Here is a 25,309-nt window from a genome sequence, read left to right on the forward strand (position 1 = left end):
GCATCATGTGCCGGCAATACGTTGCACGCCCGCCCCCATGGCAGGAGTATCCGATGAGCGAGACCGCCAAGGGCGAGACTTCTCCGACGCTGCCTGCCGGGCTTCCGGCTGACCAGCATCGCAGCCATGAAAAGAACGTCCTGAAACTCGCCGTCGGTGCCATTGGCGTCGTGTTCGGCGACATCGGCACCAGCCCGCTTTACGCGATGCGCGATACGTTTGCCGGGCATCATCCGCTCCCGCTCGATCAGCTGCACGTGTTCGGCATCATCAGCCTCATGTTCTGGTCCATGATCGTGATCGTGATGATCAAATACGTGACCATCATCATGCGCGCCGACAACCGGGGCGAGGGGGGGAGCCTCGCGCTCATCGCGCTCATCCAGGGCGCGATGCGCAAGGACAAGCGCGTGACGAAGTTCGTCGTGCTGATGGGCGTGTTCGCGACCGCGCTGTTCTACGGCGATTCGATGATCACGCCGGCGGTGTCCGTGCTCGGCGCGATCGAGGGGCTGGCCGTCTATTCGCCGGGGATGAAGGATTTCGTCGTGCCGCTCGTCATGGGCATCATCGTCGGGCTTTTCTTCATACAGTCGCGCGGGACGGCGCGCGTGGCGAAATTGTTCGGGCCGGTCATGCTGGTCTATTTCGGTACCATCGCGGTGCTCGGCCTCGCCAGTATCATCCGCATGCCCGACGTGCTGTGGTCGCTGTCGCCGCATTATGCGGTGTCCATGTTCATTGCCGATCCGCTGCGCGGGTTTCTCGCGATGGGTGCCGCGGTTCTTGCCGTGACGGGGGCGGAGGCGCTCTATGCCGACATGGGCCATTTCGGGCGCCCGCCGATCCGCGTATCGTGGATGACGCTGGTGCTGCCGGCGCTGACGCTGAACTATCTGGGACAGGCCGCGCTGCTGCTGCGCAATCCCGCCGCGCTGGAAAGCCCGTTCTATTATCTCGCGCCGGACTGGTTTCAGTGGCCCTTGCTCATCATCGCGTCGATGGCGGCGGTCATCGCCAGCCAGGCGGTGATTTCCGGTGCGTTCTCCGTCACGCAGCAGGCGATACAGCTCGGTTTCGTGCCGCGCATGACGATCAAGCATACCTCGCTGCATGCCGGGCAGATCTTCATTCCGCTGGTGAACTGGGCGCTGATGACTGCGGTGCTTTTGCTGGTCGTGGTGTTCCAGCGTTCGTCGAACCTCACCGCCGCCTATGGCATCGCGGTGACGGGCGCGATGATGATCGACAATTTCCTGCTCGGCGTCGTGCTCCTGAAACTGTGGAACTGGAAATGGTGGCAGGCAGCCCCGCTGCTCATCGTGTTCTTCCTGCTCGACGCGGCCTATCTGGGTGCGAACCTTACGAAGATTCCCGATGGCGGCTGGGTGCCGCTGGTGATGGGGCTGGTGATCTTTACCCTGCTGACGACGTGGAACCGGGGCCGCGCGCTGATGAAGGAGAACATGGCGGTGGAATCGATCCCCATCGGCGTGTTCGCGAAATCGGCGCATAACTCGGCCGCGCGCGTGCCGGGAACGGCGGTTTTCATGGCCAGCGCGAATGCGGGCGTGCCGTCCGCGCTGCTCCACAATATCAAGCACAACAAGGTGCTGCACGAACGGGTCGTGATCCTCACCGTGATCATCGAGGATGTGCCCTTCGTCGATGCGGGGCATCGCTCTCAGGTGGAGCAGTTCGGCGACAGCTTCTTCAAGGTGACGCTGCATTTCGGTTTCCTTGAGGAGACGGACGTGCCGCGCGCGCTCAAGACGATCGAGATGTGCGGCGCACCCTTCGACATGATGCAGACGAGCTTCTTCCTCTCGCGCCAGACATTGTTGAGCGCGGACAAGCCCGGCATGGCGCTGTGGCGGGAAAAGCTGTTCGCATGGATGCTGCGCAATGCGGCAAGCGCGATGGAATTCTTCCGCCTGCCGACCAATCGCGTCGTGGAACTGGGCAGCCAGCTGAAGATCTAGCGGCGCTGCTCGTCCCGGCCTGCCTCAGGGCGCGCACCGGGTCCGGATCATTCACCGGTGGGCGGCTGCTCGCTCATCGCTTCGTCCGCCGCGCCGCCACCGAGCCCCTCGCGCATCATCATCGGCAGCTGGCTGAAGGTGAAGAGGAACGAGAGCGGCATGAACACGTAGAATTTCGTCGCCAGCCAGCTATCGAACGACAATGTCGCGCGCAGCACCTCGTTCAGCACGGCCAGCCCGATGAAATAGAAGCCCCAGTTCCGCGAAAGTTTCATCCAGCCGCGATCCGAAAGCCCCTCGAACGCGGCGTCGAGCAGATATTTGAGCAAGGCCTTGCCCCGCCAGACGCCGATGAGCAGCGCGGCGGCAAAGAGGGAGTAGATGATCGTCGGCTTCACCTGCACGAACACCGGATCCTGAAACAGGATGGTCAGCCCGCCGAAAAACACGATCAGCGCGGTCGAAAGCATCAGCATCGGCGTGACATGGCCGAGCTTCCACTTCGACACGGCGAGCGCGACCAGCGCGGCTACGATGAAGGCCACCGTCCCCTTCACCACGGCCAGAACCTCGCCGACCGCATTGCCGTCATCGTCCGGACTGGCCCAGCGATACACGATGAAGAACACGAGCAGCGGTCCGTAATCGATGGCGAGATTGACCAGGCCCGACTTGCGCTTCGGCGCCGGGGAAGGGGAGGGGCGCTGTTCCATCAGGCGATTCCTGCAATCACGCGGGCGACAAGTTCGGGATCGAAGGGGCGCAGGTCGTCGATCCGTTCGCCCACACCGATCGCGTGAATGGGCAGCCCGAACTGCTGCGCCGCCGCGACCAGCACGCCGCCGCGCGCCGTCCCGTCGAGCTTCGTCATGATGAGGCCGGTGACGTTCGCGCTTTGCTGGAACACCTCGACCTGTTGCAGCGCGTTCTGTCCGTTCGTCGCGTCGAGCACGAGCAGCACGTCATGCGGCGCCTCGGGATTGAGCCGGCCGAGCACTTTGCGGATCTTGGACAGCTCGTCCATCAATTCGCGCTTGTTCTGCAAGCGTCCGGCCGTATCGACGATGAGAGTGTCGATGCCCCGCTGCGTCGCGGCCTTCACCCCGTCGAACACCACGCTGGCCGGGTCGCCGCCTTCGGGTCCGGTCACGATGTCGATGCCGAGCCGGTCGGCCCATACCTTCAACTGCCCGATGGCGGCGGCGCGGAACGTGTCGCCGGCGGCCAGCATGACCGAATAATCCTGCTCCTGAAACAGATGGGCGAGCTTTGCGATGGTGGTCGTCTTGCCCGATCCGTTGACCCCGATGACGAGGATGACCTGCGGCCGGGGGAAGGCCACGATGTCGAGCGGCTTTGCCACGGGGCGCAGGATTTCCGCGATCTCCTCGGCGACGGCTTCCTGTATCGCGCGTTCGTCGGCGCCGCGCTCGAACCGTTTTTCGGCGAGATGGTCGCGGATCCGCATCGCCGCACGCGGACCGAGATCGGACAGGATCAGCGCATCCTCGAGCTCGTCGAGCTGATCCTCGCTCAACCGCGTGGCGCCGGTTATGCCCGACAGGTTTTCGGACAGCCGGGCCGATGTCTTGCGGAATCCTCCGAAAACGCGGTCTTTCCAGCTTTCGCTCATACGATACTCCCGGTGACGAGGCCGTTTTCGACCGCGTCCGCTTTCATGGTGACGATGGTGCCCGCCGCGACCCCGTCGGGGAGGCGGAACCGGGCGAAATTCTCCGCGTGGCCGGTGCCGTCGCGTTCGGCGAGCACACGATGCACGCTTCCGTGAAGCCCGCGCAGCCACGCATCGCGCGTTTCGGCAACGGCGGCGCGCAATTCCGCGGCGCGCCGTTTCACGATGGGCGGCGGCACCTGCGGCATGCGCGCGGCGGGCGTGCCGGGGCGCGGCGAATAGGGAAAGACATGCCCGTGCACGATGCCGCATTCGCGAATGATCGACAGGTTGGAGGCATGCATGGCCTCGCTTTCCGTCGGAAATCCGGCGATGAGGTCGGCGCCGATGGCCATGTCGGGGCGCGCGGATCGCAACCGTTCGACGAGCGTGATCGCCTGCGCCCGTGAATGGCGACGCTTCATCCGCTTCAAGATCATGTCGTCGCCCGATTGGAGCGAGAGATGCACATGCGGCATGACGCGCGCTTCGTGCATGAGGAGCGCGGCGAGCGTATCGTCCATCTCCGCCCCGTCCACGGACGACAGGCGGAGCCGGGCCAGCCGGGGAAACGCATCGAGGATCGCACCGACGAGCGTGCCGAGCGCAGGACGTCCCGGCAGATCGCTGCCCCACGAGGTCACGTCCACGCCGGTCAGCACGATCTCCGGTGCGCCGAGCGCAAGATGGCCCTCCACCTCGCGGAGCACTTGCGCGATAGTCAGCGAGCGGCTCTGCCCGCGCCCCTGCGGAATGACGCAGAAGGTGCAGGCGTGATCGCACCCGTTCTGCACCGCGATGAAGGCGCGCGTATGGGCGACATCGGGGCGCGGCACGGTGGCAGCGGGCACGTTCCAGCTGCGCGGATCGAGCTTTGCCGTATTGGCGACGATGCCGTCCACCTCGTCCATTGCCGAAATCTGGCTGCGTTCGATATCGGCCGCGCATCCGGTGACGAGCAGGCGCGCATCTGGCCGCGCACGGCGCAGGCGGCGGATTGCCTTGCGCGTCTGGCGCACGGCCTCCTCCGTAACGGCGCAGCTATTGACGACCACGGTATCGGGGCTGTCGGCGAGCATGGCGCGAATGCTGTCGCTCTCGGCGATGTTCATGCGGCAGCCAAGCGTCACGATCTGCGCCTCGCTCACGCGTAATCGCCCCAATCGAACTGTCCTGTAAAGGCGATGGTCGCCGGGCCGGTCATGGTGATGCGGTCGTCGTCGCCCCACCGGATGGAAAGCGGACCGCCCGGCAGGGTCACGGTCACCGCCCGGTCGGTCAGGCCGCGCCGCATCGCCGCCACCGCGGTTGCGCATGCACCGGTTCCGCACGCCCGCGTGAGCCCGGCGCCGCGTTCCCATACGCGCAGAGAGATTGCGTCGCGCGCCGTTACGCTTGCGACATTGACATTGATCCGTTCGGGAAAGACCGCATCGTTTTCGATAACGGGGCCAAGCGTGTCGAGTGCCACCGCATCGGCATCGTCGACGAAGAACACGGCATGCGGATTGCCGACATTCACGCACACCGGATTTTCGAGCCCGTCCCAGCCCAGCGGCAACGAAAGCGTGTCCATCGCATAGGCGAGCGGAACATCCTGCCATCCGAAACGCGGTACGCCCATGTCGACCGCGATGCCGCCGCCGTCGGGCACGGCGCGAATATCACCGCCCAGTGTTTCGAGCGAGACCGCCCCGCCGATGAGCATGCCGACCGCGCGGGCCGCATTGCCGCAGGCCTCGACCTCGCTCCCATCGGCATTGAAAATACGCATTTTCCAGTCCGCGTGCCGCGACGGTTCGATCAATACGAGCTGATCGCAGCCGATGCCCGTGTGACGGTCGGCAAGCGCCGCGGCCGTGGCCGGGCCGAGTGGCGGCAGGCTGCGTTCCCGCGCGTCCAGCACGACGAAATCATTGCCCAGCCCGTGCATCTTGGTGAAAGGGATCTGCATGGTCCCGGCTCTAGGCAGTGCGACGGGCAACGTCCAGTGCGCGGTGACAGTACGGGCGCGCCCCGTGCGCCGGTTTCAGGGGTGCCAGGCCGCGTTCGGATTTTCCCGCTCGGCCTTCGTGGCATCGCGTTCGGTCCGCGACGGCTCGTTCACGACAAGGCGCGCTTCGCTGCGCAAGCGGGCGCGGACCCGCTCGGCCGGTTCGGGGCGCCCGTAATAATAGCCCTGCCCCTTGAACCGCCCCATCTTGCGCAGCAGGTTGCGGACGGGGCCGCTTTCGACGCCCTCGACCGTGACTGGCAGGTCGAACCCTTGCGCGATGGCGCTGATCGCGTGCACCGCGGCCTCGCTCTCTTCCTGACAGGTGAGCTGCGCGATGAAGCCGCGGTCGATCTTCACCCTGTCAAAGGGCAGCGCGCGAAGTTCGGCCATGGACGCATAGCTGTTGCCGAAATCGTCGAGGCTGACACGCACCCCCTGATTCTTGAGGCTGGTGATCATGGAGCGCACGAGCGCCATATCCTCCCGCAGGCATCCTTCGGAAATTTCGATTTCCAGCCGCTCGCCCGGAAAATTCGCCGCAGCCAGAAGCTTGACCAAGCGATGCGCGAACCACGGGTCGCGTATCTGCACCGGGGAGATATTGACCGACAGGATCAGCTCCCGGTCCCATTCGCGTGCGTCCCGCAACGCCTGTGCAATCACGGTTTCGGACAATTCGGCGATCACGTTCATTTCCTCGGCGACGGGAATGAAGGCATCCGGGGTGATGAGCCCCAGTTCCGGATTCTGCCAGCGGGCAAGCATTTCGAAGCCCGTCAGCCTGCCGGTTTCGAGGTCCACCTGCTGCTCGTAATAGGGGACGAACTCCCCTTGTGCGATGCCGCGGCGGATACCGTTTTCGAGCGCACTGCGCCGTTGCAGTTCGCTCTCCATCTCCGGCGTGTACCAGTGAAATCGGTCGCGGCCGTGCTTCTTGGCGTGATACATCGCCATGTCGGCCATGTGGAGCAGCGCGTCCGAACCGGGCGCCTTGCATTTCGCGATATCGATGCTCGACGCGATGCCGAGCGAAAGCGTCACGCAGATCGAGCCGCCGGCAACCGCGATGGGCCGGCTTGCCGCGACGACCAGCCGCGCGCACAACTCCTCCAGCGCGCCGGGCGCGTCGCTGTCGTAATCCAGCACGCAGGCAAATTCGTCACCGCCGAGCCGCGCGATGCTCGCATGGTCGGGCAGAAGCGCACGTATGCGGGACACCACCTCGACGAGGACGGCATCGCCCGCGCGGTGGCCATTGAGGTCGTTGATCTGCTTGAACCTGTCGATATCAACCATGAGAAAGGCCACGGCGCGCCCGGTATTGCGCGCCTGTTCGAGCCGTGCGTCGAGTTCGGGCATGAGCGAGCGGCGGTTGAGCGCCCCGGTCAGCGCATCGGTGAGCGCAAGCGACCGGGCGCGGCTCGCATCGCGGCGATGGGCGGCGATCTCGGCCCGAAGATCGCGATACCGGAACCATCCAAGCAGGATGAGCGCGATATTGAGCAGAAGCGCGCTGATCGGGGTGAGGTCCGCGCGCGCAGCGGTATTGCCGCGCATATAGCTCCAGAACATCGGCAAGGCATAGCAAAGCTGCGCGATGAAGGTCACGAGCGCGCCGATCATCACGCCGAGCGGCAGGACAGGCGGGCGGTCCGCTGCCTCCCCGCGTTTCTCGTGCTTGTGTTGCCTGCTTTTCGCCATGTCGGGGGGTGGCCATCTCGCTGCTTCTTGCGGGCCTCCCGGCCGGTGTGGTCCGTAGCCTATTCGATCGGCGGTAAAGATTTTGTAAAATACCGGCTCTGCGCTGGCGGGGGCGCGCGGCCCACTTGCAAGCGAGGCGGGTCTGCGCTATCGGATCCGGCGAAGGCAGGCCATTGGGCTGTGTCATCGTTCCATGCGTGATACGCGCTACGCTGATCGGCGAGGTTTCGCCCATCGGCGTTTTTCGCGTTTTTCGTAGCGGTTTCAAGCGGCGCGCACGGCGCCACGGGTTCACACCGGCGCCGATGCGCCAGATGGAGATGCGGCCATGTTCGATTCGCTGTCCGACCGGCTGAGCGGCGTATTCGATTCGCTGCGCGGTCGCGGTGCCTTGCAGGAGGACGACGTCCGCGCCGCCATGCGCGAGGTGCGGATCGCGTTGCTGGAGGCCGACGTGGCGCTCCCGGTCGTGCGGCGCTTCATCGACAAGGTCACCGAACAGGCCATCGGGCAGCAGGTGCTGCGTTCGGTCACGCCGGGGCAGCAGGTCGTCAAGATCGTCAATGACGCGCTGGTCGAAATGCTCGGCGGCGGCGACGCCGAAGGCGAGGGCGCCGATACGAGCGCGCTCAACCTCGATGCGAAACCGCCGGTCGTGATCATGATGGTCGGCCTGCAGGGGTCGGGCAAGACCACCAGCACCGCCAAGATCGCCAAGCGCCTTCGCGAGAAGGAAGGCAAGAAGGTGATGATGGCGTCGCTCGACGTCAATCGCCCTGCGGCGCAGGAACAGCTTGCCGTGTTGGGCACGCAGGCGGATGTCGCGACCTTGCCGATCATCGCCGGGCAACAGCCGGTCGACATCGCAACCCGCGCGCTTCAGGCCGCGAAATTGCAGAGTTTCGACGTGCTGATGCTCGACACCGCGGGCCGGCTGCACGTGGACGAGGCGCTGATGGCGGAGATGAAGGCGGTTGCCGCCGTCTCCGCGCCGAAGGAAGTGCTGCTCGTCGTCGATGCGCTGACCGGGCAGGACGCGGTCAATGTCGCGCAGAGCTTTACCGGCGAAGTGCCGCTGACCGGCGTGGTGCTGACCCGCATGGACGGCGATGCGCGCGGCGGTGCGACGCTTTCCATGCGCGCCGTCACCGGCAAGCCGATCAAGTTTGCGGGCACGGGCGAAAAACTCGACGCGATCGAGGCGTTCGATCCTGTCCGTGTCGCCAATCGCATCCTGGGCATGGGCGACATCGTCTCCATCGTCGAAAAGGCGGCGGAGAGCGTCAAGGCGGAGGACGCCGAACGGCTCGCCCGCCGCATGTCGAAGGGTGAGTTCGACCTCAACGACCTGCGCATGCAGTTGCAGCAGATGACGAAGATGGGCGGGCTGGGCGCGATTGCGGGCATGATGCCCGGCATGAAGAAGGCCAAGCAGGCGATGGCGTCCGCCAATATGGACGACCGGGTGCTGCTGCGCATGGATGCGATCATCTCGTCGATGACGCCGGACGAACGTGCGAAACCCGCGCTGCTCAATGCAAAGCGCAAGCGGCGCGTCGCGGCCGGCTCCGGCGTGGAGGTGCAGGACGTGAACAAGGTGCTGAAAATGCATCAGGAAATGTCCAAGGCGATGAAGCAGATCAAGAAGATGGGCGGGCTCAAAGGTCTCGGCGCACTGTTCGGCAAGGGCGGGCTCGATGCCGCGATGCCGGGGCTGGGCGGGGGTGCCGGTCCGGGCGGAATGGGCGGCGGCGAGCTTCCGCCCGATCTCGCCAAGCTTTTGAAGAAATAACGTCAATTCAATAGATTACAGTTTGAACGAAAGGTAGAATATCATGGCAATTGCAATGCGTCTGTCGCGCGGTGGTGCGAAAAAGCGTCCCTATTACCGCATCGTCGTCGCCGATGCGCGCAGCCCGCGCGACGGCAAGTATCTGGAGCAGGTCGGCACCTACAACCCGCTGCTCGCCAAGGAGGACGACAAGCGCGTGACCCTCATCGAGGATCGCGTGAATTACTGGCTCGGCGTCGGCGCACAGCCGAGCGACCGCGTCGCACGTTTCCTCGACAAGGCCGGGATCAAGGAGCGCGCCGCCCGCAACAACCCGAACAAGGGTGAGCCGGGCGAGAAGGCCAAGGAGCGTGAGGAAGAGCGCGCCGAGAAGGCCGCAGCCGCCGCCGAAGCTGCCAAGGCCGCCGAAGAGGAAGCAAACTTCGCGACCCCCAGTGGCGATGCCGGCGACGAAGGCCAGGCCATTGAAGGCGAAAGCAGCCAGGAACCCGCGGAAGGGTCCGAAGAAAAGGCCGAGGACTGATCCCATGGCGCTGCGCACCGTTACCCTGGCCGCTGTCACCGGCGCGCACGGGGTGACGGGCGACGTGCGGCTGAAGCTGTTCGGAGAAGGCGTGGACTCGCTTCGGCGATTCCGCGCCTTCAACGATGGCGCCCTGACCGCGCAGAAAATCCGCGACGATGGCAAGGGCGGCGCCGTCGCGCGCTTTGCCGAAATCGCCGATCGCAATGCGGCGGAGGCGCTGCGCGGGACCGTGCTGACCGTGCCGCGCGATGCGCTGCCCCCGCTCGACGAGGGGGAATATTACCACGCCGACCTCCTCGCTCTCGACGCGGTTTCGGGCGATGGCACCATCCTTGGCAAGGTGGTTGCGGTCGAGAATTACGGCGCGGGCGACGTAGTCGAGATCGAGAGGCCCGACGGCAAGCGCTTCATGGTCCCGATGACGCGGGACGCGGTGCCGGGATGGGACGATACGACCCTCACCGTGGCCGAGGGTTTCGCCGAAATCTGACCCGGTTCGGCGGATTCGGAACACGGGCCCGTCTGACGTGTTGGCCATGATATGGCTGTTTTTTCGAGATATTGTTTCGTGTCCGCCGGCGCGCTCCTGCTTGCCGCGTGTGGCGGCGATGCGTCCGAACAACCTGACCTCACCGGGCTGGACGGCGATGCCACCGTGAACTCTTCCGAACCGCAGGACGACGCCGGCGATGCGCGGTCCGGTGACGGCTTGCGGCAATTCGAAGGCCGGCTTGCCCAAGGGACCGAATGCGCAGTTCTTCGCACGCCCGACGGCGAAGCCTATGCCGTAAATCTTGGCGAGGGCGATTTTACGCCGGGCGACTACGTCCACATCACGGGGTCTCTCGCCGGTACGAGCCTGTGCATGGAGGGTGCCGGCACCATCGCCATCGACCGCATCGAACGCCGCGATCCGCCCGCCCGCGACCGCGACCCCGCCCGCGCCGGCGGGACGGCGATCACCGCGCGCCATGTCGCGGGAAGCTGGGTCGCGAAGGGCGTGAATGCCAATTGCGAAAAGCCCGATTTCGACGTGACCCGCACCGGGGCGGGCCGGACCATCATCGAAACGCGGATCGATGGCCTGCCGGAAACCGGCGTCGTCGCAACAGGTGACGATCCGGCCTTCGAATGGGCGGATGGCATCGCGCGCATGCCGATCGAATCACGCGGCCCGGACGGGCTGGCGGTGATGCCGGGCGACGGGCCGGTGGTGACGCTGGCCGGGCACAGGATTACAGGCGACGGCGTCGTTTTCGTGAAATGTGGGTGATCGCGCCCGGGGCGCGGCAATGAATGCTGGCCCGGCGGGGCGGCGCCCGCTAACCGGCTGGGCATGAGTTTTACCGCCACCGTCCTCACGCTCTATCCCGAAATGTTTCCAGGGCCGCTCGGCGTGTCGTTGGCCGGGCGGGCGCATGCCGCCGGAACCTGGTCGATGAATGCGGTGCAGATCCGGGACTTTGCGACCGACAAGCATCGCACCGTGGACGATACGCCTGCGGGTGGCGGCGCGGGCATGGTGCTCAAACCCGACGTGCTGGCCCGCGCCATCGACCATGCGCGGGGCCTGTCACCCGATGCGCCGGTCCTCGCCATGACGCCGCGCGGACGCCCCATTTCACAGGCGCGCATCCGCGAACTCGCCGCGGGGCCGGGGGTGACGATAGTGTGCGGCCGATTCGAAGGGTTCGACGAGCGTATTTTCGACGGGCGGGAGGTCGAGGAGGTGTCGGTCGGCGACATCGTGCTTTCGGGCGGGGAGCCGGCGGCCTTGATGGTGCTCGACGCTTGCATTCGGCTCCTGCCCGGCGTAATGGGCGCGGCTTGGAGCGGAGTGGAAGAATCGTTTGAAAGCGGTCTTCTGGAATATCCGCACTATACCCGGCCCGTCACATGGGAAGGGCGCACGATCCCTGAAGTGCTGCGATCGGGGGATCATGCGAAGATCGCCGCCTGGCGGAAACAACGGGCGGAGGATGACACACGGTTACGCAGGCCGGATCTTTGGGATCGTCATGGTGACGGTCGGGTCCGATCTGCCTCTGGCGCGCGGCAAGAAGACTGAGAGACACAGGATATGAACCTGATCCAGCAGCTCGAGGCGGAAGCCATCGAGAGCCTGAAAGAAGGCAAGGACATCCCCGAATTCCGTGCGGGCGACACCGTGCGCGTCGGCGTGCGCGTCGTCGAAGGCACGCGTGAGCGTGTGCAGAATTTCGAAGGCGTGTGCATCGCGCGGTCGAACCGCGGCATGGGCTCGAACTTCACCGTGCGCAAGATCAGCTTCGGCGAAGGCGTGGAGCGCGTGTTCCCGCTCTACTCGCCGATTCTCGACAACATTACCGTGGTGCGCCGTGGTATCGTGCGTCGCGCAAAGCTGTATTACCTGCGCGGCCGGACCGGCAAGCGTGCGCGTATCGCGGAACGTCGCGACGACCGCAAGTCGAGCTGAGCCTCGGCGACAGTATCGCAAGGTTGAAGGGCGGCGCCGTAACGGGGCCGCCCTTTTTCGTGTGTGCGGCTTATTCGGGGGGTGTCGCAACCGCTCGTCTCCCGGTGGTTGCAATTGTCCGCCGCTTGCGCGAACCATGGCGCAGATGACGATAGGACGATTTTTCCCATGTTTCGATTTTCCGCAAGCCGCGCCGTCTCGGGTGCGTTTCTGATGGCCGGTTTGATGGCGGGCACCGCGCCTGCGGCCTTCGCACAGATGGCACAGCCGGTCGTGACGGCACCGATGGACGTTCCGGCGGCTGAGCAACGCCCGCTCACGCTCGAGCGCGTATTCGCCAGCCCCGCACTCGACGGTCCGGGGCCGCGTGTGCCGCGGCTGTCGCCCGACGGGCGCTACCTCACCGTCCTGCGCAATCGGGAGGATGACCGCGAGCGTTACGACCTGTGGGCATTCGACCGTGAGGCGAACGCATGGTCGATGCTGGTCGATTCCGAAAAGCTGGGGTCTGGCCGCGAATTGTCCGAGGCGGAAAAGATGCAGCGCGAGCGCGCCCGCATCGGCAGTTTGAAGGGTATCGTCGCCTATGAATGGTCCGACGATGGGCAGAGCATTCTCGTGCCGCTCGACGGGGATCTGTATCTCGCGCGGCTCGACGGCACGGTTCGGCGCCTGACCGATAGCGAGGCGGGCGAGCTCAACCCGGCGCTCAGCCCGGAGGGGCGGTATCTTTCCTTCGTGCGTGACGGGCGGCTCTTCGTCGGCGATGTCGGGGCCGAGGCGGAGGCCGTGACCCCGCCCGACGAGGCCGAAACGGTCCACTGGGGCGAGGCGGAGTTCGTCGCGCAGGAGGAGATGGGCCGCGATACCGGGTATTGGTGGTCGCCGGATGAACGCCGCATCGCCGTCCTGCGGTTCGACGAGGCGCGCGTCGGCACGGTGCAGCGCACCGCCATCGGCGCGGGCAGCACCAAGGTTTATGAACAGCGCTATCCCGCCGCGGGCACGCCCAACGTGGAAATCGCGCTCTATGTCATGGATCCCGATGGCAGCGACCGCGTGCGCGCCGATCTGGGTGAGAACGACGATATCTACATCACCCGCGTCGACTGGGCGCCGGATGGCAGCGCGATCTTCGCACAGCGGCAGAACCGGGCGCAGACGCGCATGGACATGCTGCGCATCGATCCGGCCACCGGGGCGAGCACGGTCCTGTTCACCGAAAAGGCGGCCGAGGGGCATTGGCTGAACCAGACGTCGAACTATCGTTTCCTGAAGGACGGGTCGCTGATCTGGTGGTCGGAGCGTGACGGATCCGGCCATCTCTACCGCTTGGCAGATGGCGCGTGGACGCAGCTCACCGATGGCGACTGGGTCGTGACCGGCCTGCTCGGCGTGGACGAGGCGGCGGGGCGGCTGTGGCTGTCGGGGACGAAGGACGGCGTGCTCGAAAACCATGTCTACGCGCTCGATTACGCCGGCGGCGGCGCGCCGGTTCGCCTCACCGAGGAAGGCTATTCGCATGGAGCGCGCATGGACAAGGATGCGCAGGCGCTCATCGTCACGCGATCCTCGCCCAATCAGCCGCCACAAAGCTATCTCGCCGATAATGCCGGCACGCGCCTGACCTGGCTGGTGGAAAACCGCGTCGATGCGGATCATCCCTATGCCCCGTTCGCCGCGAGCCATCGCCCCGCGATCTTCGGCACCATCCCGAACGAAAACGCCACGCCGCTTTATTACAAGATGATCCTGCCCGAGATGGAGCAGGGCAAGCGTTACCCCGTGTGGTTCTCCCATTACGGCGGCCCGCATGCGCAGGTCGTGTCTCGGTCGTGGGGCGGCGCGTTGCAACAGGCGATTGTCGACAAGGGCTATATCTGGTTCGAGATCGACAATCGCGGCAGCGCCAATCGCGGCGTCGATTTCGAAAAGGCGATCTACCGCTCGATGGGAAGTGTCGAGGTGCGCGACCAGAAGACGGGCGCCGAGTGGCTGAAAACGCTGGACTATGTCGATCCCGACCGGATCGCGATCGATGGCTGGTCCTATGGCGGGTACATGACGCTCAAGATGCTGGAGGCGGATCCCGGTTTTTATGCCGCCGGCATATCGGGCGCGCCGGTCACGAAATGGGAGCTTTACGACACCCATTACACCGAACGGTACATGGGCGACCCGCGCGAGTTGCCCGATGCGTATGCAGCGGCCAACGCCATCGCCGACGCGGGAAAAATCGCCGATCCGCTGCTCCTTATTCACGGGCTGAGCGACGACAATGTCGTGTTCGACAATTCCAGCGCGCTGATCTCCGCCATGCAGGAAGGCGGCGTCCCGTTCGAGATGATGCTCTATCCCGGTTACACCCACCGTGTTTCGGGGCCGGTCATATCGGTGCATCGTTATGAAACGGCGCTTCGCTTTCTGGAGGCGAACGGCGTGCCCGGCGGCGGGCGATAGGGCGCCTCGCGGTGCTTGCATGGCATTGCCGCAGCGCCTAATCCCCCGCGCAATATCACGAAGACAGGCAGGATAACGGACCATGGCGAACAGCGCGCCCACGCTGCAATTCAACGCAATCGCGCACCCCGCGCCCGTGCCCGGCGAAACCCGGGTGGAGGCATTGCGCAATCCCGGCTTCGGCACGCTGTTCACCGATCACATGGTCACGGTCGATTATACCGAAGGGCGCGGATGGCACGATGCGACCATCGGCCCGCGCCAGCCGATCCCGCTCGACCCCGCCGCGGCGGTGCTGCATTACGCGCAGGAAATCTTCGAGGGGATGAAAGCCTATCGCGGTCCCGATGGCGGGCTGACCCTGTTCCGGCCGGAGGAGAACGCGGCGCGTTTCAATCGTTCCGCCGCGCGCATGGCGATGCCGGAGTTGCCGGAGGACCTGTTCCTGTCCGCGGTGCGCGAATTGATCGCGGCCGACAGGGACTGGTTTCCGGAGGTCGAGGGCGGCTCGCTCTACCTGCGCCCCTTCATGTTCGCGTCGGAGGCGTTTTTGGGCGTGCGGCCCGCGCGTGAGTACAAGTTCGTCGTGATCGCCAGCCCCGCCGGCAATTATTTCAAGTCGGGTGCGCCCGCGGTGTCGATCTGGGTATCGCGCGATTATGCCCGCGCGGCGCCGGGCGGCACCGGTGCGGCGAAATGCGGCGGCAATTACGCGGCCAGCCTCGTCCCGCAGGCCGAAGCGATCGAGCGCGGCCATGACCAGGTCGTGTTCCTCGACGCAGCGGAACACAAATGGATCGAGGAGCTGGGCGGGATGAACCTGTTCTTCGTAATGGAGGATGGCAGCGTCGTGACCCCGCCGCTCACCGGCACGATCCTGCCCGGCATCACCCGCGACAGCCTCATCACCCTGCTCAAGGACGAAGGCCTGCGCCTGCGCGAAGAGAAATACAGCATCGACCAGTGGCGCGAGGATGCGAATTCGGGCCGGCTCGTCGAATGTTTCGCCTGCGGCACGGCGGCGGTCATCACCGCGGTCGGCAAGGTGGCGGGCCATGATGGCGAGTTCACCATCGGATCGGGCGCCGCCGGGCAATTGACGCAGAAATTGCGGCGGACGCTGACGGGGATTCAGCGCGGCGAGATCGCCGATCCGCACGGCTGGGTCACGCGGCTGGACTGACGCCGCGCGGAGTCAGGCCGCGGCGAGCAGCTCGGCCGCCTGCGGGCTTTGTTCGAGCAGGGACAGCAGGCCGCGCTCCTCCCGGCTTTGCCAGCGGGTGCGGCGTGGCAGGCGCAGCGCGTCGCGCCATGCGTCCTGATCCTCGACACGCGCGATGACGGCGGGGTGGATATAGCTGCGCCGCGCGACCGCCGGCGTATTGCCGAGCCGGTCCGACACCACGTCGAGCAGATCCTTGATCGCCACGCCTTCCTTTGCCGAGGACAGCGCGGTGAAGGCGAGAACGCTCGCGTGATAGGTGCGGAAATCCTTTGCGGTGAAATCCTCGCCCATGGTTTCGCGAAGATAGGCGTTCACGTCCGAGGAGGTGACGTGATGCGCATCGCCATCGGCATCGACATATTGGAACAGATGCTGCCCCGGCAGATCCTGCACATCCTTCACGAACCGGGCGAGGCTGCGATCGGTCAGCGTGACCTTGCGCAACTTGCCCGACTTGCCCTTGAATTTCAGGTGGAGCGCGCCCTTCGTCACCTCGACATGGCGGTGGCGCAGCGTGGTCGCGCCGAAACTCTTGTTCGCCTTCGAATAGGCCTCGTTCCCGATCCGGATGCGGCCGAGGTCGAGCAGGCGAATGACGCTTGCGATGGCGCGCGCGCGGGTGAGCGTGGGGGCGGCGAGGTCATCCTCGACCCGCTTGCGCACGAGCGGCAGCAGTTTTCCGAACGCGGCGCAGCGGTCGAATTTTTCGCCCTCGCGCGCTTCGCGAAAGGCGGGGTGGTAGCGATATTGCTTGCGCCCGCGCGCGTCGATCCCGGTGGCGAGGATGTGCCCGTTGCCCGCCGGACAGAACCACGCATCGGTGTAGGCAGGGGGCAGGGCGATGGCATTGAGCCTCGTAATCTCCCCCTTGTCGCGGATCAGCGTGCCCGACGGATCGTAATACGCCCAACCCTTGCCGCAACGCCGGCGCGTGACGCCGGGGAGGGAATCGTCGACATAGACCAGCCGCGATGCCGAACATTCGGCGGGGGATGTGCGTGTTGCCATGGCCGAAAAACCCTTTTCGCCACAGGCGGTTCCGCGCGCGGTGCCGGGACGGCGCGCCTATCGCGACGGATCGTGCAATCGGCCCCTTTCATTTGACGTTCGTATGGTTATAAGGCGCCGCGCACACGGATGCATATTGGGGCGTAGCCAAGCGGTAAGGCACCGGTTTTTGGTACCGGCATGCGCAGGTTCGAATCCTGCCGCCCCAGCCACCCGCGCTTTCACGAAACGAACCCGCCGCGACGCCCTAGGGTAGCGCGCAATGCGCAGCCGGCACCCCCGCCACACCCGCATCGAAGGCGAACAGGCTCCCGGCGTCGGGTTGCTCGCGAAGCTGTGTATCGTCGAGCCCGGTGCGCGCCGTGGTGACATAGGCGGTCGTCCCATCCGCCCCGCCCAGTGCAAGCTTGGTCACGCGCGCGCAGGGAAACCGGATTTCGCGCATCAGCCGCCCATCGGGATCGTAGCGTCTCACCCCCCATCCATCCCACAGGCACACCCACAGGCATCCCTCGGCATCGAGGGTAACACCGTCGGGGAACCCGTTGCCTTCCTCGATCTGCACATGGAGCCGGCCATCGACCGGCGCGCCGTCCTCGATCCTGTAGCGGGAGATACGCCCGCGCGGCGAATCGACGTGATACATCGTGCTGCCATCGGCTGAGATCGCCGGGCCGTTGGGCACCACGATATTGTCGAGATGTTGCCGGACCTCGCCGCGGTCATAGACGAACAACCCGCCCAGAGGCTCGGTTTCCGGTTCATGCGACATCCCGAACCAGAGCCGCCCATGCGGATCGACCGCCCCGTCGTTGGTCCGCGTATCCTCCCGCACGGGCAGGTCGCACAGTCGATCGTCGCGCCCCGTCAGCGACAGCAGCCGAAGTTCCCGGTTCGAGCCATAGACGAAGCTGTCCGCCCCCGCGGGATAGATGAAGCTCGGCCGCCCGGTGCAGGGCAGGTCGCGGCCCGCGCCGCGCTCCAGATCGTACAGGCAGATACGCCCGCCATGGATGTCGACGAAGAGCAGCACCTGTTGCTCCTCGATCCAGACCGGCCCTTCGCCCAGTATCGTCCCGGCGCGCCAGGCGACCGTCAATCCGCTCTCACTCATCGCGTGCTCTTCCACGATTACGCTCCCTTGAAACCTCATTTGTATGAGTATATAGGCACGGTCAAACGGGTCAATCGGTGTTGGAAAGGATAGGATCATGACGGCCAACAGGTCGCAAAACGGTGCGGATAACGGCGGGGATCGCCGGCTGCGCTCTGCCGCGTGGTTCGACAACCCCGACAATATCGACATGACCGCGCTCTATCTGGAGCGGTATCTGAACTTCGGGCTTTCGGCGGAGGAACTGCGTTCGGGGCGCCCGATCATCGGCATCGCGCAGACAGGCAGCGACCTGTCCCCGTGCAATCGCCATCACCTCGTCCTGGCCGAACGCGTGCGCGAAGGCATCCGCGAGGCGGGCGGCATCGCCATCGAATTTCCCGTCCACCCGATTCAGGAAACGGGCAAGCGGCCCACGGCGGGGCTGGACCGGAACCTCTCCTATCTCGGCCTGGTCGAGGTGCTTTTCGGCTATCCGCTCGACGGGGTGGTGCTCACCATCGGGTGCGACAAGACCACGCCGGCCGCGCTCATGGCGGCGGCGACGGTCAACATTCCGGCGATCGCGCTGTCCGTCGGGCCGATGCTCAATGGCTGGCACAAGGGCGAGCGCACGGGATCGGGCACCATCGTGTGGAAAGCGCGCGAAATGTTGAGCCGGGGGGAAATCGACCAGGACGGCTTCGTCCGCCTCGTCGCGTCGAGCGCGCCCTCCACCGGCTATTGCAACACGATGGGCACGGCCACGACGATGAATTCGCTGACCGAGGCGCTGGGCATGAGCCTGCCGGGGTCGGCCGCCATTCCGGCGCCCTATCGCGACCGGCAGGAAAACGCCTATCGCACCGGCAAGCGGATCGTCGACATGGTGCGCGAGGATCTCAAGCCCTCGGACCTGCTGACGCGCGATGCGTTTCTCAACGCGATCGTGGCCAATACCGCGATCGGCGGGTCGACGAACGCGCCGATCCACCTCGCCGCCATCGCGCGGCACATGGGGGTGGAGCTTTCCCTGCGCGACTGGCACGAATTCGGGCACGACGTTCCCCTGCTCGTCAACCTGCAGCCCGCCGGCGAATATCTGGGCGAGGATTACTATCGCGCGGGCGGCGTGCCGGCGGTCATGGCGCAGCTGATCGAGGCGGGGCTGATCCGCGAGGACGCCAATACGGTCAACGGCAAGACGATCGGCGAAAACTGCCGCGATGTCGCCATCCTCGATACCGAGGTCATCCGCCCGTTCGACAAGCCCTTGCGGCAGAGCGCGGGTTTCATCGTGCTGACCGGAAACCTCTTCGACAGCGCGATCATGAAGCGCAGCGTCATTTCCGACGAATTCCGCCAGCGTTTCCTCGGCAATCCCGACGATCCCGACGCGTTCGAGGCGCCGGTCGTGGTGTTCGACGGGCCGGAGGATTATCACGCGCGGATCGACGATCCCGCGCTCGGCATCGATGCGGGGACCGTGCTCGTGATGCGCGGCACGGGGCCGGTCGGATACCCCGGTTCGGCCGAGGTCGTGAACATGCGCGCGCCGGCCCATCTCCTGCGCGACGGGGTGCAGAGCCTGCCCTGCCTCGGCGACGGGCGGCAATCGGGCACCAGCGGCAGCCCGTCCATCCTCCATACCGCGCCCGAGGCTGCGGTGGGCGGCGGGCTCGCGCTGCTGAAATCGGGCGATCGGATCCGTATCGATCTGCGGCGGGGCCGCGTCGATGCGCTGTTGCCGGATGAGGAACTCGCCACCCGCCGTGCGGCGCTGAACGAGGCGGGCGGTTACGCCTATCCCGCGTCACAAACCCCCTGGCAGGACATTCAGCGCGCTCTTGTCGGACAGATGGACGAGGGCGCCATTCTCGAAGGTGCGGAAAAATTCCAACGCATCGCACAGACGCGCGGTCTCCCGCGCGACAGCCACTGAAAAGCAAACCCAAAAGGTCATACATCATGTCGAAACTCAACGGTGCCATTCTTGTCGGATCGCGCGAAGAGCGGAGCGAGGAAAGCTTCGGCGCGGTCGATCCGTCCACCGGAAAACCCCTCGATCAGCAATATTGCGAAGCCGATGCCGGCCATGTTGACGCGGCCTGCGCACTCGCCACGGAGGCGTTCGCCGCATTCGACGGGTTGAGCCCCGATGCCCGCGCCGGCTTCCTCGAAACGATCGCGGACAAGATCATGGCGATTGGTGACGAGCTGGTGACGACGGCGATGGCGGAAACCGGCCTGCCGCGCGCGCGACTGGAGGGCGAGCGTGGGCGCACGTGCAATCAGCTGCGCCTTTTCGCGGCCGAAGTGCGCAGCGGCGAATGGATCGATGCGACCATCGACCCGGCGCTCCCCGATCGTCAGCCGCCCCGCGTGGACCTGCGCCGTGCCAATCGCGCGGTCGGGCCGGTCGCGGTGTTCGGCGCCTCGAACTTCCCGCTCGCCTTCTCGGTGGCGGGCGGCGACACCGCCTCTGCGCTGGCGGCGGGCTGTCCCGTGGTGGTGAAGGGGCATCCCGCCCATCCCGGCACGGGCGAACTCGTCGCCCGCGCGATCCGCGACGCCATTTCCGAAAGCGGCCTTCCGGAGGGCGTGTTCTCCTATCTTCCGGGCCGTTCCAACGCGCTGGGCTCGGCGCTGGTGCGCGATCCGCGGATTGCCGCGGTCGGTTTCACCGGCTCGCGCAGCGGCGGGCTCGCCCTGGCCGCGATCGCGGCGGAGCGCGAGGTTCCGATCCCCGTCTATGCCGAAATGAGCAGCATCAATCCCGTCATCCTCATGCCGCATGCGCTCGCCGATCGCGGCGCCGCGCTGGGTGAGGCGTTTGCCGGTTCGCTCGTCATGGGTGCGGGGCAGTTCTGCACCAATCCGGGCATCGTGCTGACGCTCGGCGGGGAGGGGTTCGACCCCTTCGTCACCGCGGCGGCAGAGGCGCTGTCCAACGGTTCGCCGGCCGTCATGCTGACCGGGCAGATCCATGCCGCTTATGACGAGGCGGTCTCCGCGCTCGACGCGCACCCCGCCACGAACCGCGTCGCCAGCGGGGCGAAGGGCGACGGCGCCAATCTGTGCTCGGCTGCGGTGTTTACCGTTTCGGGCGACGATTTCGTGGCCGATCGCGCGCTTTCGCAGGAAGTTTTCGGCTCCGCATCGGTCATCGTGCGCTGCCGCGACCTGGCGCAGATGCGCGAGATCCTCGCCAATATGGAAGGGCAGCTCACCATCACCTTCCATTGCGACGAGGCGGACGAGGCCGACGCCGCAACGCTTATGCCCGCGGCGCAGGACCGGTGCGGGCGCATCCTGTTCGGCGGCTGGCCGACCGGGGTCGAGGTGTGCCGCGCCATGGTTCACGGCGGACCGTTCCCCGCGACGACCGACCCGCGCACGACGTCTGTCGGCACGCTTGCCATGATGCGCTTCGTGCGGCCGGTCTGTTATCAGGATACGCCGGACAGCCTCCTCCCCGCCGCGCTGCGCCGGGACAATCCGCTTGGCATTGCGCGCCGGGTCGACGGCGTATGGGAAGCACGCGCATGACGACGAGCCTCGTTCAGTTCGAAAAGGACGGCGCGCGCGGGCTGGCCGTCCTCGACGACGAGGGGGCGCATGTCGTGTCGGGCGTCGCCACGACGCTCGAACTTGCGAACGCCTGCCTCGAAGACGGCACATCGCTCGCCGCCGCGGCGCAGGCCCGCCGGGGCGAGGCCATCGACCTCGCCGCCGTGCGCCTGCTCAGCCCCATCGACCATCCGGACGACGCGCATCTTCTGGTGAGCGGGACCGGGCTCACCCATCTCGGTTCGGCGGAGGGGCGCGACCGCATGCACAAGGCCGCCGCGGCCGGCAATGCGACCGACACGATGCGCATGTTCCTCATGGGCCTCGAAGGCGGAAAACCCGAGACGGGCGAGGGGGTGCAGCCCGAATGGTTCTACAAGGGTGACGGATCCATCATCGCCGCGCCGGGCGAGCCGGTGGTCCAGCCGTCCTTTGCCGGGGACGGCGGCGAGGAACCGGAGATCGCCGGCGTCTACCTCATCGACGGCGAGGGCCGGCCACGCAGGCTCGGCTTCGCGCTGGGCAACGAGTTTTCGGACCACGTGACCGAGCAGGTGAACTATCTCTGGCTCGCCCATTCGAAGCTGCGCTCTGCCGCGCTTGGCCCGGAACTGCTGCTCGGCGATCTGCCCGCCCATGTGGAGGGAACGTCCCGCGTGCTTCGCGGGAAGGAAACGCTCTGGGAAAAGCCGTTTCTTTCGGGGGAGGCGAACATGTCGCACTCCATCGAAAACCTCGAACATCACCATTTCAAATATGCGTCCTTCCGCCGGCCCGGCGATCTCCACGTGCATTTCTTCGGCACGGCGACCTTGTCCTTTGCCGACGCGGTGAAAACACGCGAGGACGACATTTTCGAGATCAGCGCCGCCCCGTTCCGGATGCCGGTGCGCAATCCGCTGCGCCGCGCGGCCGATGACGCGGACAGCCGCGTGGTTCCCCTATGATCCGGCTGGGTCTCGTCGGGCTGGGCAAGATCGCGCGCGATCAGCATCTGCCCGCCATCGCGCGCACCGACGGCATCGAACTGGTCGCCGTAGCCAGCCCCCACGCGGTCGCCGACGTCCCGGTGTACCACGATATCGAGGCCATGCTCGCGAGCGAGACGCAGCTCGACGCCGTCGTCCTCTGTCAGCCGCCGCAATTGCGCTTCGATGCCGCAATGGCCGCTCTGCGCGCGGGCAAGCACGTGTTCCTCGAAAAGCCGCCGGGCGTCACCCTGTCGGAGGTGGAGGCGCTTATCCAGAGTGCCGGCACGGCGGACCGCACGCTGTTCGCGGCATGGCATTCGCGCGAGGGGGCAGGCGTCGCCAAGGCGCGCGCATGGCTCGCCGATCGAAGCGTGAAGGCGGCGCGGATCGAGTGGAAGGAGGACGTGCGCGTCTGGCATCCGGGGCAACACTGGATCTGGGAGCCGGGCGGCTTCGGCGTGTTCGATCCGGGTATCAACGCGCTTTCGATACTGACCGCGGTGCTGCCGGAGCCTGTTCGCGTGACGGGTGCGGTGCTCGACACCCCGGCGAACCGGGCCGCGCCCATCGCGGCAAGGCTCGACATGGCGACGGCGTCGGGTCAGCCGGTCGTGGCGGAGTTCGACTTTCTCCAGACCGGCCCGCAAAAATGGAACATTGCGGTGGACACCGACGCGGGCGAGCTGATGCTCCGCGAGGGGGGCAACCGGCTGTTCATCGACGGTGAGGAAGTCGAAACCGGGGGCGAGCGGGAATATCCTGCGCTCTACGACCGGTTCGTGACACTTGTCCGCGAGGGGCGCAGTGATGTAGATATTGCCCCGCTCCGCATCGTGGCGGATGCGTTTCTGTGCGGTCGCGGCCGGACGGTGGACCCTTTTCACGAGGATGGGTGAGAGTCAGCATCGCATGAGCGGGCGCCGGGAACGCATGAACCAACTCGTCGCGCGCAAGATCGGGACGGAGATTCTCAAGGGCGAACGCCCGCCCGGCAGCGGTTTCAGGGGGGAGATCGAGGAGGCGGACGCGTGGGGCGTGTCCCGCACCGTCTATCGCGAGGCGATGCGCTCGCTCATCGCGAAGGGCCTGATCGAGAGTAGGCCGCGCCGCGGCACCCACGTGCGCGATCCGCATCACTGGAACCTGCTCGATCTCGACATCCTGTCATGGATCCTCTCGGACGAGCCGGATCCGGCGTTCTCGGGCGAAATCTTCGAATTGCGCGCCATCATCGAGCCGGCCGCCGCGGCCATGGCGGCACAGCGCCGTAGCGATGCCCATCTCGCCCGGATGGAAGACGCACTGAACCAGATGGAAAGGGCGGGGCTCGCCACGGACGAGGGGCGGCTTGCCGACCGGGCCTTCCACGCGGCGATCTTCGATGCGTCGGGCAATAATTTCTTCATCGCCCTGTCCGCACCGGTCGAGGCGGCGGTCGGCATGACCACCCGGTTCAAGCAGGAAAATCAGGCCGAACCACGCGATTCCCTCCCCGACCATCAGGCCGTCTTTGCCGCCATCGCGAAACAGGATGCGGATGCGGCGTCCCGCACGATGGCAAAGCTCGTGACGCTGGCGTGGGACGACATGCGGCTCGCCGTCGGGCCACGCGACTAGACCCCGCGCCCGGCAGCGGCTCGCCAGCCATTGCGGACGGCGGCATCGGTGTCCTGCCCCTTTTCGTGCACGCTCCGCGGGCAGGGCGTGCGGCCGTCCGGAACGGGACTGCACCTGCGGCGTCTTCGCATGAAAGGAGACATTTCATGCCCGATACGCCGCTTACCAACGCCGCGCGCGACCTGCCCGAAAATCGCGCCGTCATGCTGACCCGCATGGGGAAGGATGGCGCGATCGAGGTGCGCGATGCGACCATGCCCGCCCCCCACGACGACGGGATCGTGATCCGTGTCGAGGCGGCGAGCGTCAATCCCGTGGACTGGAAAATCCGCGATGGGGCGGCGCCGTTCGTCGACGAGGATGACCTGCCCGCGCCGATGGGTCGCGATTGCGCGGGAACGATCGCGCTGCTCGGCCCGGCGGCGCACAACATGCTGAGCATCGGGCAAAGAGTGATGGCGCATGTCGGCGGCTTCGAACGCGGCGGGCAGGCCCGCTTCGTCCGCGTCGACGCGACCGAATTCACGGCCATTCCCGACGGCGTGTCGACGATTGACGCAGGCGCGGTCGGCCTGATCGGGATGACCGCGTGGCAGGGGCTTTTCGATCATGGCGGGCTGGAGGCGGGGCAGAGCGTGCTCATCCACGGCGGCGCGGGCGGTGTCGGCCATCTCGCGGTGCAGCTTGCGCGGATCAAGGGGGCGACCGTCTATGCGACCTGCTCCGGCGAGGACGTCGATTTCGTCGAATCGCTCGGCGCGAAGATGGTGATCGATTACGAAGCGCAGGATTTCGAGGATGTCGTGAACGACTTGGATCTCGTGTTCGACCTCATCGGCGGAGAGGTGCAGGAACGCTCCCTCGCCGTGATCAGGGACGGCGGCACGCTCATCACGACGGTCGCGGAGAACGATACGATCGAGGCGCCGCGCGGCATCCGTGTCGAAAGTTACATGGCGAGCCCGGACAACGGGGTGCTCGCCGCGATTCTCGACCATATGAAGGATGAGACGCTGCGCGTGGAGGTGGCAAAGACCTTTCCTCTCGACGCGGCGCAGGACGGCTATGTCCATAATCGCGAGGGGCACGACCGTGGGAAAACCGTGCTGCTCGTATGATACGCGAGCCGCCGCAGAACCCTGCGCGAACCGCATTTCCGGGCAAGCATGCGATAGAATCGATAGGCATGCCGTAAGTCTTGGTCAACGAACCTGTGTTAATGCATGTTCGTGAAATTCCGG

22 protein-coding genes and 1 tRNA gene are annotated in these 25,309 nt (G+C 66.0%); 16 read left to right on the forward strand and 7 right to left on the reverse strand.

The window, feature by feature from the left end; translation table 11 throughout:
* The first annotated feature begins 53 nt into the window (after window positions 1-53).
* Entirely contained in the window at window positions 54-1,982 is a 1,929-nt protein-coding gene (locus tag Q0897_RS02350) for a potassium transporter Kup (protein ID WP_299307295.1), read from the forward strand.
* A gap of 47 nt (window positions 1,983-2,029) precedes the next feature.
* Here the strand turns inward: Q0897_RS02350 and Q0897_RS02355 are convergent, their stop codons facing one another.
* From Q0897_RS02355 to Q0897_RS02375, 5 genes are all read right to left on the reverse strand, one after another.
* On the reverse strand, window positions 2,030-2,695 hold the full coding sequence (locus Q0897_RS02355; RefSeq protein ID WP_299307296.1) for an inner membrane-spanning protein YciB: 666 nt from the start codon (window positions 2,693-2,695) through the stop codon (window positions 2,030-2,032).
* A complete protein-coding gene (gene ftsY, locus Q0897_RS02360) occupies window positions 2,695-3,615 on the reverse strand; it encodes a signal recognition particle-docking protein FtsY (protein ID WP_299307297.1) in 921 nt (306 codons plus the stop codon). The genes Q0897_RS02355 and ftsY overlap by 1 nt, the downstream gene beginning before the upstream one ends.
* Window positions 3,612-4,802, reverse strand: a complete 1,191-nt coding sequence (locus Q0897_RS02365) for a MiaB/RimO family radical SAM methylthiotransferase (RefSeq protein WP_299307298.1) — start codon at window positions 4,800-4,802, stop codon at window positions 3,612-3,614. The genes ftsY and Q0897_RS02365 overlap by 4 nt, the downstream gene beginning before the upstream one ends.
* The gene (gene dapF / locus Q0897_RS02370) at window positions 4,799-5,608 is read right to left on the reverse strand and encodes a diaminopimelate epimerase (RefSeq protein WP_299307299.1); all 810 of its coding nucleotides are present in this window, start codon (window positions 5,606-5,608) and stop codon (window positions 4,799-4,801) included. Before dapF ends, Q0897_RS02365 begins: the two co-directional genes overlap by 4 nt.
* Window positions 5,609-5,683: 75 nt before the next feature.
* Window positions 5,684-7,351, reverse strand: a complete 1,668-nt coding sequence (locus Q0897_RS02375) for an EAL domain-containing protein (RefSeq protein ID WP_299307300.1) — start codon at window positions 7,349-7,351, stop codon at window positions 5,684-5,686.
* A gap of 328 nt (window positions 7,352-7,679) precedes the next feature.
* Here Q0897_RS02375 and ffh point away from each other — a divergent pair, with 328 nt between their 5' ends.
* From ffh to Q0897_RS02415, 8 genes are all read left to right on the forward strand, one after another.
* On the forward strand, window positions 7,680-9,143 hold the full coding sequence (gene ffh, locus Q0897_RS02380; protein ID WP_299307302.1) for a signal recognition particle protein: 1,464 nt from the start codon (window positions 7,680-7,682) through the stop codon (window positions 9,141-9,143).
* Between the two features lie 43 nt (window positions 9,144-9,186).
* Window positions 9,187-9,666, forward strand: coding sequence for a 30S ribosomal protein S16 (rpsP, locus tag Q0897_RS02385; RefSeq protein WP_299307303.1), 480 nt, complete (start codon window positions 9,187-9,189; stop codon window positions 9,664-9,666).
* A 4-nt stretch (window positions 9,667-9,670) separates the two neighbouring features.
* Entirely contained in the window at window positions 9,671-10,159 is a 489-nt protein-coding gene (gene rimM, locus Q0897_RS02390; RefSeq protein WP_299307304.1) for a ribosome maturation factor RimM, read from the forward strand.
* Window positions 10,160-10,210: 51 nt separating this feature from the next.
* A complete protein-coding gene (locus Q0897_RS02395; protein ID WP_299307305.1) occupies window positions 10,211-10,942 on the forward strand; it encodes a DUF5818 domain-containing protein in 732 nt (243 codons plus the stop codon).
* 63 nt (window positions 10,943-11,005) lie between these two features.
* Window positions 11,006-11,737 carry a tRNA (guanosine(37)-N1)-methyltransferase TrmD gene (gene trmD, locus Q0897_RS02400; RefSeq protein ID WP_299307306.1) on the forward strand — a complete coding sequence of 244 codons (732 nt, stop codon included), beginning with the start codon at window positions 11,006-11,008 and terminating at the stop codon, window positions 11,735-11,737.
* A gap of 12 nt (window positions 11,738-11,749) precedes the next feature.
* Window positions 11,750-12,124, forward strand: coding sequence for a 50S ribosomal protein L19 (rplS, locus tag Q0897_RS02405; RefSeq protein ID WP_239805529.1), 375 nt, complete (start codon window positions 11,750-11,752; stop codon window positions 12,122-12,124).
* A 168-nt stretch (window positions 12,125-12,292) separates the two neighbouring features.
* Complete coding sequence (locus tag Q0897_RS02410) at window positions 12,293-14,584, forward strand: DPP IV N-terminal domain-containing protein (RefSeq protein WP_299307307.1); 2,292 nt, start codon at window positions 12,293-12,295, stop codon at window positions 14,582-14,584.
* 82 nt (window positions 14,585-14,666) lie between these two features.
* Window positions 14,667-15,767 (forward strand): branched-chain amino acid aminotransferase, encoded by a 1,101-nt coding sequence (locus Q0897_RS02415; RefSeq protein WP_299307308.1) that lies wholly within the window; start codon window positions 14,667-14,669, stop codon window positions 15,765-15,767.
* A gap of 12 nt (window positions 15,768-15,779) precedes the next feature.
* Here Q0897_RS02415 and Q0897_RS02420 read toward each other — a convergent pair whose 3' ends face one another.
* Entirely contained in the window at window positions 15,780-16,817 is a 1,038-nt protein-coding gene (locus Q0897_RS02420; RefSeq protein ID WP_299307309.1) for a DNA topoisomerase IB, read from the reverse strand.
* 137 nt (window positions 16,818-16,954) lie between these two features.
* Here Q0897_RS02420 and Q0897_RS02425 point away from each other — a divergent pair.
* Window positions 16,955-17,029, forward strand: a tRNA-Gln gene (locus Q0897_RS02425).
* 35 nt (window positions 17,030-17,064) lie between these two features.
* Here the strand turns inward: Q0897_RS02425 and Q0897_RS02430 are convergent.
* Window positions 17,065-17,970 (reverse strand): SMP-30/gluconolactonase/LRE family protein, encoded by a 906-nt coding sequence (locus Q0897_RS02430; protein ID WP_299307310.1) that lies wholly within the window; start codon window positions 17,968-17,970, stop codon window positions 17,065-17,067.
* Between the two features lie 58 nt (window positions 17,971-18,028).
* Here Q0897_RS02430 and Q0897_RS02435 point away from each other — a divergent pair, with 58 nt between their 5' ends.
* From Q0897_RS02435 to Q0897_RS02460, 6 genes are all read left to right on the forward strand, one after another.
* Complete coding sequence (locus Q0897_RS02435) at window positions 18,029-19,852, forward strand: IlvD/Edd family dehydratase (RefSeq protein WP_299307311.1); 1,824 nt, start codon at window positions 18,029-18,031, stop codon at window positions 19,850-19,852.
* A gap of 26 nt (window positions 19,853-19,878) precedes the next feature.
* Window positions 19,879-21,459, forward strand: a complete 1,581-nt coding sequence (locus Q0897_RS02440) for an aldehyde dehydrogenase (NADP(+)) (RefSeq protein WP_299307312.1) — start codon at window positions 19,879-19,881, stop codon at window positions 21,457-21,459.
* A complete protein-coding gene (araD1, locus tag Q0897_RS02445; protein ID WP_299307313.1) occupies window positions 21,456-22,427 on the forward strand; it encodes an AraD1 family protein in 972 nt (323 codons plus the stop codon). The genes Q0897_RS02440 and araD1 overlap by 4 nt, the downstream gene beginning before the upstream one ends.
* Window positions 22,424-23,347, forward strand: a complete 924-nt coding sequence (locus tag Q0897_RS02450) for a Gfo/Idh/MocA family oxidoreductase (protein ID WP_299307314.1) — start codon at window positions 22,424-22,426, stop codon at window positions 23,345-23,347. The genes araD1 and Q0897_RS02450 overlap by 4 nt, the downstream gene beginning before the upstream one ends.
* Before the next feature lie 34 nt (window positions 23,348-23,381).
* Window positions 23,382-24,068: a FadR/GntR family transcriptional regulator gene (locus Q0897_RS02455; RefSeq protein WP_299307315.1), complete on the forward strand. Its 687-nt coding sequence runs from the start codon at window positions 23,382-23,384 to the stop codon at window positions 24,066-24,068.
* A 146-nt stretch (window positions 24,069-24,214) separates the two neighbouring features.
* On the forward strand, window positions 24,215-25,186 hold the full coding sequence (locus Q0897_RS02460) for an NADP-dependent oxidoreductase (RefSeq protein WP_299307316.1): 972 nt from the start codon (window positions 24,215-24,217) through the stop codon (window positions 25,184-25,186).
* The last annotated feature ends 123 nt before the right edge of the window (window positions 25,187-25,309 follow it).

The sequence above is a fragment of the uncultured Croceicoccus sp. genome, assembly GCF_947496385.1.
Lineage (GTDB): Bacteria > Pseudomonadota > Alphaproteobacteria > Sphingomonadales > Sphingomonadaceae > Croceicoccus.